Genomic DNA, 13,136 nt, shown 5'->3' with positions numbered 1-13,136 from the left:
TTGCTCAGCTCAGGCAATCTTTTTATTTTGTGCTTTTACCCAATGAAAATCAAAGTGCTAACTACTCAAATCATAGCTTTGAGATTGCAGATAAAGCGACGTGTTTTGAAGAGTATTACCATCAAAATCTCAGCTACAATTCACCCATCCTTGCTCTAGGAACTCATTTCCTATTTTTCGTTTTAGATTTCTTTAAGGTTTTTATTATATTCTGTAGGACTCTACAATTTAAAAACATTAATAATCTAGGTAGAGAAAATGTTCGTAAAAAAGGAGATACTTATGAAAAAAATACTATTCTTTCTCTCTTTTAGCTGGATATTCCTTTCTTTATCAGGATGTTCTTCACCTATAGAAGCGGAAACTAGCTCTGAAAAAGATTCAGATAACACTTTGGTTGTCTACTCGCCTAACCCTGAAGACCTTATCGAAGAGACAATACCTGCCTTCGAAGAAAAATATGGTATTAAGGTTGATTTAGTACAAGCCAGCACGGGTGAATTGTTCAAAAAAGCTGAGGCCGAAAAAGAATCCCCTGTAGCTGATGTCATTTTTGGAGGCTCCTACGCCCTCTTCTCTTCTAACGAAAATCTTTTTGAACCTTATATTTCCCAAGAAAACGACCAGATAATCCCTGAATATCAAAATAAAACAGGATTCTACACACCTTACACACTGGATGTCAGTGTTATCATTGCCAATTCAGCCCTTACAAAAGATATTAAAATTGAAGGCTACAATGATCTACTCAATCCTAAATTAAAAGGAAAAATTGCTACTGCTGATCCAAGTAATGCTTCTAGTGCCTTTGCTCAATTAACAAACATGCTTGTAGACCAAGGTGGATACGAAAATGAACAAGCTTGGACCTATGTAAAAAATCTATTTACCCTAGTAGATGGAAAGATTGCATCTAGTTCTTCAAATGTTTACAAAGCTGTCGCCGATGGGGAAATGGCTGTTGGACTCACCTATGAAGATCCTGCTTTAAAACTCTTAAATGATGGGGTTGATGTAAAAGTCATTTATCCAAAAGAAGGAACCGTCTTTTTACCTGGTAACGCAGCTATCGTCAAAAATGCCAAACACATGGAAAACGCTAAGAAATTTATCGATTTCCTCCTTTCTCAAGAAATCCAAGATAAGCTAGGAACTGAAACAACAATCAGACCCATTCGTAAAAATGCTAAAACCAATAAAAATATGAAGGCTATGACAGAAATCAAGATTGCCACCGAAGATTCAGATTATGTCATTAAAAATAAATCCACTATTCTTAAAAAGTACAATGATATTTTTACAGATATTCAATCTAAAAAATAACATTTGACTGTCCAATGATTAACTGTCAAACCCTACTATAAAATCAAAAAGATTACTTCCGTTTTTGTAGAGAATTTTACTCTAATAGAATAGAATTATCGGTTTTAAAAACGCTTACATTGTTTTACAATAAACTTAAATAACACAACGGAGGTATCCATCATGAAAAAGAAATGGATGTATTATGCTGCTTGCGGACTAGCTCTTTTTGGTCTTGCTGCTTGTTCTTCTAATGAATCTGCCGATGACAGTTCATCTGATAACGGAGACGGCGGTTCGCTAGTCGTTTATTCACCAAACTCAGAGGGCTTAATTGGAGCAACTATTCCTGCCTTTGAAGAAAAATACGGTATTAAAGTAGAACTGATTCAAGCTGGTACTGGAGAACTTTTCAAAAAATTAGAATCAGAAAAAGAAGCTCCTGTAGCCGATGTTATCTTTGGTGGTTCTTATACACAATATGCTACCCACGGAGAACTCTTTGAAAACTATACTTCAAAAGAAAATGATAATGTTATCAAAGAATATCAAAACACAACTGGCTACTCTACTCCTTATACGCTAGATGGTAGTGTTTTAATCGTCAACCCTGATTTAACTAAAGGGATGAATATCGAAGGATATAGCGACCTTCTCAAACCTGAACTAAAAGGAAAAATTGCTACTGCTGACCCAGCAAACTCTTCTAGCGCCTTTGCTCAATTAACAAATATGCTACAAGCTCAAGGTGGTTACAAAGATGATAAGGCTTGGTCTTATGTAAAAGATCTCTTCACACTTATTGATGGTAAAATCGGTTCAAGCTCATCTGGTGTCTATAAAGCAGTAGCTGATGGAGAAATGGCTGTTGGTCTTTCTTATGAAGATCCGGCTGTTAAACTCTTAAATGACGGAGCTAACATCAAAGTTGTCTATCCAAAAGAAGGAACAGTCTTCCTACCTGCTAGTGCCGCTATCGTTAAAAAAGCTAAAAACATGGAAAATGCCAAGAAATTTATCGATTTCATTATCTCTCAAGAAGTACAAGATACACTTGGTACAACCACTACTAACCGTCCTGTTCGTAAAAATGCGAAAACAAGCGAAAATATGAAACCAATTGACAAAATCAAAACACTCACTGAAGATTATGATTATGTCATCAAGAATAAATCAGATATTGTTAAGAAATACAACGAAGTCTTTACAGATATCCAATCTAAACAGTAAAAGAGGTTCACTATGAGTGAGATCAAAATTATTAACGCCAAAAAAATCTACCACGACGTCCCTGTTATTGAAAATTTGAACATTACAATTCCAAAAGGAAGTCTCTTTACCCTTCTTGGACCTTCAGGATGTGGCAAAACGACTCTTCTTCGTATGATTGCAGGTTTCAACAGTATCGAAGGTGGAGAATTTTACTTCGATGATACAAAAATCAATAATATGGAACCCAGCAAACGCAATATCGGGATGGTGTTCCAAAACTACGCTATTTTCCCACATTTGACTGTCCGAGATAATGTCGCTTTTGGTCTCAAGCAAAAGAAGGTTCCAAAAGAAGAATTGATTCAACAGACCAACAAGTATCTTGAACTCATGCAAATTGCTCAATATGCGGATCGCAAGCCCGATAAACTTAGTGGTGGACAACAACAACGTGTTGCCTTGGCACGCGCCTTAGCTGTTAATCCAAGTGTTCTCCTCATGGACGAACCACTTAGTAATCTGGATGCCAAACTTCGCTTGGATATGCGTCAAGCCATTCGAGAAATTCAACACGAAGTGGGAATTACAACTGTTTATGTAACCCACGACCAAGAAGAAGCCATGGCTATTTCAGACCAAATTGCTGTTATGAAAGATGGGGTGATTCAACAAATCGGTCGACCAAAAGAACTCTATCATAAACCAGCTAATGAGTTTGTAGCAACCTTTATCGGACGCACAAATATTATCCCTGCCACTCTTGAAAAACGGAGCGACGGCGCTTATATCGTCTTTTCAGATGGCTATGCTCTTCGAATGCCAGCTCTTGATCAGGCTGAGGAACAAGCTATTCATGTAAGCATTCGTCCTGAAGAGTTTATCAAAGATGAATCGGGAGATATTGAAGGAACTATTAGCGATAGCGTCTATCTTGGACTAAATACGGAGTATTTCATTGAGACAGGATTTGCCTCAAAAATTCAAGTTAGCGAAGAATCAACTTTTGAAGAAGATCTACAAAAAGGCGATCGTATTCGTCTACGAATCAATACTCAAAAATTAAACGTCTTTTCTGCAGATGGTTCCCAAAACCTGATAAAAGGAGTCAACCATGGAACGTAAAAAACTAAATATTTGGACAGCCTCCTCTTTCTTCATCTTTCTTACCTATCTTGTCTTTCTGGTTTATCCTATCTTTACCGTGCTCAAGCAAGCACTTATACATGAAGGACAATTTTCACTAGCTAATTTTGTCACTTTCTTTAGCAAAGCCTACTACTCTGAGACACTCGTCAACAGTTTCAAGGTTTCTATTACCGCTACTGTCACTTCCTTAGTCATAGGAACCCTATTAGCTTACCTCTTTTCCATGTATGATTTCAAGGGAAAGAAATTTCTACAAATATTGATTATCATTGCTTCCATGTCAGCTCCTTTCGTGGGAGCCTACTCCTGGATTCTCTTGCTGGGACGAAATGGGGTCATTACTAAATTCCTGACAAATGCCCTTCATCTTCCAGCTATCGATATTTATGGATTCAAAGGAATTGTACTTGTCTTTACACTACAATTATTCCCACTGGTATTTCTATACGTTGCTGGAACAATGAAAAGTATTGACAATTCTCTACTTGAAGCAGCTGAAAGCATGGGGTCCTTCGGATTTAAGCGTATCGTAACGGTTGTTTTACCTCTCCTAGTTCCAACCTTACTAGCGGCTGCCCTGCTTGTATTTATGAGAGCATTCTCAGACTTTGGAACACCGATGTTAATTGGTGAAGGATATCGGACTTTCCCGGTCTTGATTTATACCCAATTTATTAGCGAGGTTGGAGGAAATTCTGCTTTTGCATCTGCTTTAGCAATTATGGCGATTATCATTGCCTTGGCAATCTTCCTTATCCAAAAATACATTTCAAACCGCTACAGTTTCAGTATGAATTCGCTCCATCCAATCGAGCCTAAAAAAACCACAAAAGGAAAAATGGTTGCCATTTATACAACAGTCTACGGAATTATCTTGTTCTCTGTTCTACCTCAAGTCTACTTGATTTATACTTCTTTCCTAAAAACATCAGGTATGGTATTTGTCAAAGGTTATTCTCTAAACAGTTACAAGGTAGCTTTCAATCGTATGGGATCTGCTATTTTCAATACCATTCGTATCCCTTTGATTGCCTTAGTTCTAGTTGTTTTATTTGCAACATTTATCTCCTACCTAGCCGTTAGAAAACGGAATTTGTTTACAAACTTAATTGACAGCCTCAGTATGGTCCCTTATATTGTACCAGGAACCGTTCTAGGGATTGCCTTCATTTCTTCCTTCAATACCGGTCTATTTGGAAGTGGATTTCTTATGATTACAGGGACAGCTTTCATCTTGATCATGTCCCTATCTGTCAGAAGATTGCCTTATACTATTCGCTCATCTGTTGCTAGTTTGCAACAAATAGCACCAAGTATTGAAGAAGCCGCGGAAAGCTTAGGAAGTAGTCGTCTCAATACCTTTGCCAAGATTACAACTCCAATGATGCTATCTGGTATTATTTCTGGAGCCATCTTATCTTGGGTCACAATGATTTCAGAACTCTCTACTTCTATCCTCCTCTACAATGTCAAAACAAGAACAATGACTGTAGCTATTTATACAGAGGTTCTCAGAGGAAATTACGGTGTAGCCGCAGCCTTGTCAACTATCCTGACTGTTCTAACAGTAGCTTCCTTGCTCTTGTTCATGAAAATCTCTAAAAGCAATAGCATTACACTTTAGTTTTCCCCATCAAAAACAGCCGAAAGGATTACTTCGGCTGTTTTTTCTTATTTTGATATTCCTACTAGATTCCTAGTTCATTGCAAGCAAGTCTAGACTGATTATACTCAATGAAAATCAAAGAGCAAACTAGGAAACTAGCCGCAGGTTGCTCAAAGCACTGCTTTGAGGTTGTAGATAAGACTGACGAAGTCAGCTCAAAACACTGTTTTGAGGTTGTGGATAGAACTGACGAAGTCAGTAACCATATCTACGGCAAGACGACGTTGACACGGTTTGAAGAGATTTTCGAAGAGTATTAAATAGAGGCTTCCTCCATCTTCTCCCGTCCTAGTTCTCGGTAACTACGGTCGCCGACAACTTCAACCCTAAACTGACCGTCCTCATATTCAAGAATCGTCACACTACCATTATCTAGACCATGCGGATGCATGCCATTAATCAGATAAACAATGGTTCCAATAGTCATTCCATGGCTGACAACAAGGGCGTTACCTCCACCTTGATCTTCCATTTCTTTTGCAATCATTTCAAAGCCTTCCTTGATTCGGCCACTGAGTTTTTCCCATCCTTCAGCCCAACCAGCTGTATCGACCTCTACCAAGCCCTCAGCCAGTTCAGCATAAGACAATTGATGAACGTGGTCCACATTAAAGATACGAGGAATAATGCCCATGAAAAGATCGCCATCGTAGGCTCCATCAAAACTACCGAAACACCATTCTCTGATACGCTTGTCCATGCGATAAGGGATTTTCCCCTGCAAGCCAAGTTCATCAAGGATAATTCCCATTGTCTGAATGGTGCGCCCTGAATCACTCGAATAAGCGCGCTCAAACTGCAGACCAGATTCTCGCAAACCGATTCCTAATTCTTGAATCCCTCGTTCACCTTCAGCTGTCAAGGGAGTATCGCTCCAACCTTGCGCGCGACCAATCGTGTTAAACATGGTCTTGCCATGACGTACCAAATACAAACGTACTTTTACCATTTTCCATCCTCCGTTTGCTTCTATTATATCATGGATGATAAAACAAAAGCCACCCATACAGGCGACTTTTGCAGGAGATTATTATGAAAAAGTTTAGGAGTTCTATTAAATAAAGATATTAGATGAAAATCAAATTCAAACTAAATCAGTGTTATCTGTTTCAAATAATATTAGGAGGTCTTTATTTAATGATTATAGTATACACAGCTAACCTTAAATAGAACTTAAAATTTCTCCTATTTTCTTAATTTTTAAAACTATGAATTGGTGCTGGGATTTGTCCTCCACGAGAGATGAAATCAACAGACGAAGCCCCATTGACCTTCATAACTGGAGCTGTACCAAGAAGACCACCAAACTCAATCATATCTCCCTCTTTTCCTTTGGGAATAATACGAACAGCTGTTGTTTTCATGTTAATAACACCAATTGCAGCCTCATCTGCAATCATGGCCGCAATGGTTTCAGCAGGAGTATCTTCTGGGATAGCAATCATATCCAAACCAACGGAACAGATAGCCGTCATAGCTTCTAGTTTTTCCAAATTAAGAGAGCCATTTTGCACTGCAGCAATCATTCCTTCATCCTCTGAAACAGGGATAAAGGCACCAGACAAACCACCAACTTGGTTGCAAGCCATAACTCCGCCCTTCTTAACTTGATCATTCAAGAGAGCCAAGGCAGCCGTCGTCCCGTGTGTTCCAACTGTCTCAAGTCCCATTTCCTCAAGGACACGTGCAACAGAATCTCCAACCGAAGGAGTTGGCGCCAAACTCAAGTCTACAATACCAAACTCCACACCCAGTCTTTCACTAGCCATCTGACCAACCAATTGACCGATACGAGTGATTTTAAAGGCAGTTTTCTTAACTGTTTCGGCTACTACATCAAAGCTCTGTCCACGAACTTTTTCCAAGGCACGTTTCACAACACCAGGACCAGAAACTCCGACATTGATGATAACATCTGCCTCCCCAACACCATGAAAGGCACCCGCCATAAATGGATTATCCTCAACAGCATTAGCGAATACAACCAGCTTGGCCGCTCCCATATCTGATAGATTAGCCGTTTCCTTGATAACTCGTCCCATATCTGCCACAGCCGTCATATTAATACCAGACTTGGTTGAGCCAATATTAACTGACGAGCAAACCTTATCTGTTTCAGCCAAAGCACGAGGAATAGAATTGATGAGAATCTCATCTCCCTTTTGGTACCCCTTTTGTACCAAGGCAGAGAAACCACCAATAAAATCCACACCGATTTCTTTCGCAGCCTTATCAAGCGCTTTTGCCAGAACCACATAGTCCGTCGCATCTGTCGCTGCCCCAATCAGAGAAATAGGAGTCACCGATACACGCTTATTAACGATAGGAATTCCCAACTCAGCTGCAATTTCATCGCCAACAGCCACTAAATTAGTCGCCTTGGTCCTAATCTTTTGATAAATTTTCTCCGCAGCACGATTGATATCCGGATCAATACAGTCCAAAAGGGAAATTCCCATGGTAATGGTTCTAATATCGAAGTTTTGCTCCTCAATCATGGCGATGGTTTCAGTAACTTGTCTAATATCCATGATAACCTCCTAGATATTATACATAGCTTCGAAAATCGCTGCACTCTGAATGTTGATTTTCACATTCAAAATTTGCCCAAAAGCTTCAAATTCATTACGAAGACGTGTAAAATCTTGCTTTTCATCACTAGAGACGACAGCCATCATCGTGAAATATTCATCCAAGACAGTTTGAGAGATATCATCAATATTCAAACCCAATTCTGCTATTTTACCAGAAACACCTGCAACAATTCCAGATTTATCTTTACCAACAACAGTTATAATCGCTTTCATAAGCAAACTCCAATTCTTCTTTTAATAGGAAACCTGAACATTAAACAGGATTCTTTTCAAATAGTATAGCATAATTCCAACTAAAATACTCAAAAACGCCTGCTTACGAAGTTGTTCTTAAGAAAAAAACAATTTCGTAAACAAGCGTCTACTATCCCAACTTATGATGAGTGTTCCCGCTAGGACCGAAATCCTAGCGGTAGACCAGAGCTAGACTAAGAGCACAAGACTCCATCATCATAACACTCAACAAAATTGATGATTTTATACTAATTCGATGATCGCCATTGGCGCTGCATCACCACGACGTGGTTCAGTTTTAAGGATACGAGTGTATCCACCGTTACGTTCAGCATAACGAGGTGCGATTTCTGAGAACAATTTTTGAAGTGCTGTAGTAGAAGTGTACTTGTCAGTTGCTTCATCATAGTTTTCAGATGCGATTTCATTACGTACGAAAGCAGCTGCTTGACGACGTGCATGCAAATCACCACGTTTACCTAGAGTAATCATTTTTTCAACAGTTTTACGGATTTCTTTAGCACGAGCTTCAGTTGTCACGATTGATTCGTTGATCAAAAGGTCAGTTGTCAAATCGCGAAGCATTGCTTTACGTTGTGAGCTAGTGCGTCCTAGTTTACGGTAAGCCATGTATTCCTCCTTTATTTATCTTTTAATCCAAGACCCAAATCAATGAGTTTGAGTTTCACTTCTTCCAAACTCTTGCGTCCAAGATTTCGTACTTTCATCATCTCTGCTTCAGATTTTTCTGTCAAATCATGCACAGTATTGATACCGGCACGTTTCAAACAGTTATATGAACGCACAGACAAGTCCAGTTCCTCAATCGTACGATCCAAAATACGGTCGTCAGATTCAGTATCAGCTTCTTTCATCACTTCAGTTGACTTAGCAATCTCAGTAAGATTTGTAAACAAATCAAGATGTTCTGTCAAAATACGTGCTGAAAGCCCTAAAGCATCTTCTGGAATAATTGTTCCATTTGTCAAGATTTCAAGGGTTAATTTGTCAAATCCATCATTGCTACCTACACGAGCAGGTTCCACTTGATAGTTGACTTTTGTAACTGGTGTATAAATAGAATCTACAGCAAGTGTTCCAACTGGTGCATTATCCTTTTTATTTTCATCAGCAGGTACATATCCACGACCACTGTTAACAGTCATAGTCGCTTTTAGAGAAGAACCTTCACCGATTGTAAAGAGATAATGATCTGGATTTACAATTTCAATATCGCTATCTGTCAAAATGTCACCAGCTGTTACTTCAGCAGGACCTTCAACATCTAGTTCGATGATTTTTTCGTCTTCAACGTACGATTTCACTGCAATTCCTTTAATGTTCAGAATGATTTGCATCACGTCTTCACGAACACCTGGAACTGTGTCAAACTCATGTAACACACCATCAATATTGATAGATGTCACAGCTGCTCCTGGTAGAGAAGCTAGAAGTACACGACGAAGAGAGTTACCAAGAGTTGTACCGTAGCCACGTTCAAGTGGTTCGATTACAAACTTGCCATAATCTTTATTTTCATCAATTTTTGTTATATTTGGTTTTTCAAACTCGATCATTTAGTTACTCCCTCTTAAACGAAAAGCAGTGTAATGCGATGATTATACACGGCGACGTTTTGGAGGACGAGCACCATTGTGTGGCACTGGAGTCACATCACGAATTGCTGTTACTTCAAGACCAGCGGCAGCAAGCGCACGAATAGCTGACTCACGACCAGAACCTGGACCTTTTACAGTAACTTCAACTGATTTAAGACCGTGTTCTTGTGCAGATTTAGCAGCAGCTTCAGAAGCCATTTGAGCAGCGAATGGTGTAGATTTACGAGAACCTTTGAAACCAAGAGCACCAGCTGATGACCAAGCAATTGCATTACCATGCACATCAGTAATCATAACAATAGTGTTATTAAATGTAGCGTGAATATGAGCAATACCAGATTCGATATTCTTTTTCACACGACGTTTACGTGTTGGTTTAGCCAAGACTTTTACCTCCTATATTATTTTTTCTTACCAGCAATCGCAACAGCTTTACCTTTACGAGTGCGAGCGTTGTTTTTAGTGTTTTGTCCACGGACAGGAAGTCCACGACGGTGACGGATACCACGGTATGAACCGATTTCCATCAAACGTTTGATGTTCAAGTTTACTTCACGACGAAGGTCACCTTCAACTTTGATTGCATCCACTTCACGACGGATAGCATCTTCTTGATCTGATGTAAGATCACGTACACGAACATCTTCTGAGATTCCAGCAGCAGCCAAAATTTTCTTAGATGTTGCAAGTCCGATACCATAAACATAAGTCAATGAGATTACTACGCGTTTGTCATTTGGAATGTCAACTCCAGCAATACGAGCCATGTTTTCTCCTTTCTATCTTATCCTTGACGTTGTTTGTGTTTTGGATTTGCTGGGCAAATTACCATAACACGACCATTACGACGAATAACTTTACAGTATTCGCAAATTGGTTTGACCGATGGTCTTACTTTCATTTCTTATCCCTCCAAGTTTTTCGATTATTTAAAGCGGTAAGTGATACGTCCACGTGTCAAGTCATATGGACTCATTTCGACAGTAACACGATCTCCCGCTAAAATACGAATATAGTTTTTACGAATTTTACCAGAAACTGTTGCTAAAATCTGATGTCCATTTTCAAGTTCAACCGTAAACATTGCATTCGGCATTGTATCAACTACTTTGCCTTCAACTTCAATCACATCGTCTTTTGCCACGCAAAAGCACCTCCATAAATTTCGATTCGATGCCTCTAGACACAGAGACAACAATTATAAGTCAGACTATCTCAGTATAACATTTGTAGCGGATTTTTGCAAGTGTGAAAAACGCTTTATTTCAAATTTGTCAATACTTTTTCGATATCTGAGAAGACATCATTGATATCTTGATTACCTTCGATGTCATGAACCAAACCTTTGGCACGGTAGTGAGCAATGATTGGTTCCCCTTGAGCAATATTAACGTCCAAACGACGTTTTACTGTCTCAGGTTTATCATCTTCACGTTGGTAGTAATCTTCTTCTTTATAGTCAACTGGTGGGTTAAAGACCTTGTGGAAAGTTTCTCCAGTTACGCGGTGGATGATACGGCCACTCAAACGTTCCAAGAGACTGTCTGGATTTACTTCAATGTTGATAACACCTTCTAGTTCGATGCCAAGTTCAGCCAATGTTTTGTCCAAAGCATGAGCTTGTTCGATTGTACGTGGGTAACCATCCAACAAGAATCCTGTTTCTTTAATATCATCTTGTGAAAGACGTTCTTTTACGATTCCATTAGTAACTTCGTCAGGAACTAATTCACCCTTGTCAATATATGACTTAGCAAGAACACCCATTTCAGTTTGATTTGCCATTGCAGCGCGGAACATATCACCAGTTGAGATATGTGCAACATGGAATTGTTCTACGATTTTTGCTGCTTGAGTTCCCTTACCTGCACCAGGTAAGCCCATAATCAAAAGATTCATGATTTGATCTCCTTATTTTATTTTTAAATAGAAGCAAAAAGTCTTTTCACCCCTATTTAAAAACAAAATAGAAGAGGGGAGACCAAACTCTCACAAATGTCAGAGTTTAAACCTCCACTCCCTCAGTAATTACTGATTCAGTAATTACTTTTATTCTGTTCTGTCCATGAAACCAACATACTTACGTTTCAATAGGTAGCCTTCCAATTGTTTGATTCCTTCAATACCTGTAGAGATAATGATCAAAAGACTGGTTCCTCCAAAAGCAACTGCTTCTGAAAGTCCGAAAACATCTTTTGCTACGATCGGTAAAATAGAAATCACACCAAGGAAGAGAGAACCAACAGTTGCAAGACGACGAAGAAGTTTAGACATATATTCTTCTGTACCTTTACCAGGACGAACTCCGTGGATATAGGCACCGCTCTTTTGTAGGTTTTCTGCCGCTTTTTCAGGATTAATCTGTACAAACGTATAGAAGAATGTAAAGAGAATAATCAACAAAGCATACATAGCAATACCAGTTGGTGAAGTTGTTGCCAGCATTTCTTGTGCTGTTCTTACCCAAGCCCAATCATGACCTGTAGCGCTCAAAAACTGAAGAATGGCCGCAGGAGCTGCAGTAATCGAACTTGCAAAGATAACAGGGATAACTCCAGCAGGGTTTACCTTCAAAGGAAGGTAAGAGCTAGATGGAGCACCTTGTGCAACCTTAGTATATTGGATTGGAATTTTGTATTCTGCTTGTTGAACATAGGTTGTAAAGTAAATGATCAACAAAACAGTAATAATCAAAATGATTACGAAAATGATAGATGAGTTGATACGGCTACTTGGGACGTTCACAAAGTAATCCACATAGATGCCCTGAATCATCTCTGGAATTGAGGCAACAATCCCGGCAAAGATAATCATAGAAACACCATTTCCGTATCCTTTATCTGTAATTTGCTCTCCCAACCAAGTCACAATCATGCTACCAGCTGTTAAGATGATACCAATCATGATAAAGACTTGTGGAGTAAGAGCTGTTTTCAACAATTGAGCTCCAGCCAAAGTATTAAAACCAGCTGTAATCCCGATAGATTGCACAAAAGCGAGAACTAGAGCAATATAACGAGTAGCTTGATTCAATTTTCTTCGACCTACTTCCCCTTGTTTGCCCCACTCTACAAATTTGGGTAAAATATCCATTTGCAAGAGTTGGACAACGATAGAGGCCGTAATGTAGGGACTAACACCAAGAGCAAAAACTGAGAAGTTTTTCATGGCATTCCCTGAGACCAAGCTCAACATGTTTAAGAAGGATAATCCACTTAAAGCATTCAAGCTATTGGCATTCACACCAGGAACTGTAATGCTAGTTCCGATACGAAAGACCAAAACGATAAAAATTGTAAATAAAATTTTTGATCGAACTTGCTTGACTTTAAGAGCTTCTCTTAATAATTTAAAAAACATAGG

At 39.0% G+C, this 13,136-nt stretch carries 16 protein-coding genes; 5 read left to right on the top strand and 11 right to left on the bottom strand.

What is annotated here, in order from left to right:
• Nucleotides 1–282: 282 nt before the first annotated feature.
• The 5 genes from O3601_RS03260 (at nt 283) to O3601_RS03240 (ending at nt 5,586) form a co-directional block, all read left to right on the top strand.
• On the top strand, nt 283–1,323 hold the full coding sequence (locus tag O3601_RS03260) for an extracellular solute-binding protein (protein WP_371471122.1): 1,041 nt from the start codon (nt 283–285) through the stop codon (nt 1,321–1,323).
• Between the two features lie 162 nt (nt 1,324–1,485).
• Nucleotides 1,486–2,532, top strand: a complete 1,047-nt coding sequence (locus O3601_RS03255) for an extracellular solute-binding protein (protein ID WP_371471120.1) — start codon at nt 1,486–1,488, stop codon at nt 2,530–2,532.
• 12 nt (nt 2,533–2,544) lie between these two features.
• Nucleotides 2,545–3,636, top strand: a complete 1,092-nt coding sequence (locus O3601_RS03250) for an ABC transporter ATP-binding protein (RefSeq protein WP_023946788.1) — start codon at nt 2,545–2,547, stop codon at nt 3,634–3,636.
• Nucleotides 3,626–5,284 carry an ABC transporter permease gene (locus O3601_RS03245; RefSeq protein WP_371471119.1) on the top strand — a complete coding sequence of 553 codons (1,659 nt, stop codon included), beginning with the start codon at nt 3,626–3,628 and terminating at the stop codon, nt 5,282–5,284. Before O3601_RS03250 ends, O3601_RS03245 begins: the two co-directional genes overlap by 11 nt.
• A gap of 110 nt (nt 5,285–5,394) precedes the next feature.
• On the top strand, nt 5,395–5,586 hold the full coding sequence (locus O3601_RS03240; RefSeq protein ID WP_050207595.1) for a hypothetical protein: 192 nt from the start codon (nt 5,395–5,397) through the stop codon (nt 5,584–5,586).
• Here the strand turns inward: O3601_RS03240 and O3601_RS03235 are convergent.
• The 11 genes from O3601_RS03235 to secY form a co-directional block, all read right to left on the bottom strand.
• The gene (locus O3601_RS03235) at nt 5,583–6,275 is read right to left on the bottom strand and encodes a histidine phosphatase family protein (protein ID WP_371471118.1); all 693 of its coding nucleotides are present in this window, start codon (nt 6,273–6,275) and stop codon (nt 5,583–5,585) included. The genes O3601_RS03240 and O3601_RS03235 overlap by 4 nt on opposite strands.
• Nucleotides 6,276–6,519: 244 nt before the next feature.
• Nucleotides 6,520–7,857, bottom strand: coding sequence for a PFL family protein (locus tag O3601_RS03230; protein ID WP_371471116.1), 1,338 nt, complete (start codon nt 7,855–7,857; stop codon nt 6,520–6,522).
• A gap of 9 nt (nt 7,858–7,866) precedes the next feature.
• On the bottom strand, nt 7,867–8,133 hold the full coding sequence (locus O3601_RS03225; protein WP_000644120.1) for an ACT domain-containing protein: 267 nt from the start codon (nt 8,131–8,133) through the stop codon (nt 7,867–7,869).
• 264 nt (nt 8,134–8,397) lie between these two features.
• Nucleotides 8,398–8,784 carry a 50S ribosomal protein L17 gene (gene rplQ, locus O3601_RS03220; RefSeq protein ID WP_000331493.1) on the bottom strand — a complete coding sequence of 129 codons (387 nt, stop codon included), beginning with the start codon at nt 8,782–8,784 and terminating at the stop codon, nt 8,398–8,400.
• An 11-nt stretch (nt 8,785–8,795) separates the two neighbouring features.
• On the bottom strand, nt 8,796–9,731 hold the full coding sequence (locus O3601_RS03215) for a DNA-directed RNA polymerase subunit alpha (protein ID WP_000568988.1): 936 nt from the start codon (nt 9,729–9,731) through the stop codon (nt 8,796–8,798).
• 42 nt (nt 9,732–9,773) lie between these two features.
• Nucleotides 9,774–10,157 carry a 30S ribosomal protein S11 gene (rpsK, locus tag O3601_RS03210; RefSeq protein WP_001118385.1) on the bottom strand — a complete coding sequence of 128 codons (384 nt, stop codon included), beginning with the start codon at nt 10,155–10,157 and terminating at the stop codon, nt 9,774–9,776.
• Between the two features lie 17 nt (nt 10,158–10,174).
• Nucleotides 10,175–10,540, bottom strand: a complete 366-nt coding sequence (rpsM, locus tag O3601_RS03205; protein WP_000090781.1) for a 30S ribosomal protein S13 — start codon at nt 10,538–10,540, stop codon at nt 10,175–10,177.
• A 17-nt stretch (nt 10,541–10,557) separates the two neighbouring features.
• Complete coding sequence (rpmJ, locus tag O3601_RS03200) at nt 10,558–10,674, bottom strand: 50S ribosomal protein L36 (RefSeq protein WP_001808836.1); 117 nt, start codon at nt 10,672–10,674, stop codon at nt 10,558–10,560.
• 24 nt (nt 10,675–10,698) lie between these two features.
• The gene (gene infA, locus O3601_RS03195; RefSeq protein WP_001029883.1) at nt 10,699–10,917 is read right to left on the bottom strand and encodes a translation initiation factor IF-1; all 219 of its coding nucleotides are present in this window, start codon (nt 10,915–10,917) and stop codon (nt 10,699–10,701) included.
• A gap of 116 nt (nt 10,918–11,033) precedes the next feature.
• On the bottom strand, nt 11,034–11,672 hold the full coding sequence (locus tag O3601_RS03190) for an adenylate kinase (protein ID WP_001050436.1): 639 nt from the start codon (nt 11,670–11,672) through the stop codon (nt 11,034–11,036).
• 150 nt (nt 11,673–11,822) lie between these two features.
• Nucleotides 11,823–13,133 (bottom strand): preprotein translocase subunit SecY, encoded by a 1,311-nt coding sequence (secY, locus tag O3601_RS03185; RefSeq protein ID WP_000465403.1) that lies wholly within the window; start codon nt 13,131–13,133, stop codon nt 11,823–11,825.
• Between the last annotated feature and the right edge of the window lie 3 nt (nt 13,134–13,136).

Source organism: Streptococcus sp. 20925_1_69 (genome assembly GCF_041432365.1).
Lineage (GTDB): Bacteria > Bacillota > Bacilli > Lactobacillales > Streptococcaceae > Streptococcus.
This window is presented reverse-complemented; position numbering and strand designations above follow the sequence as displayed.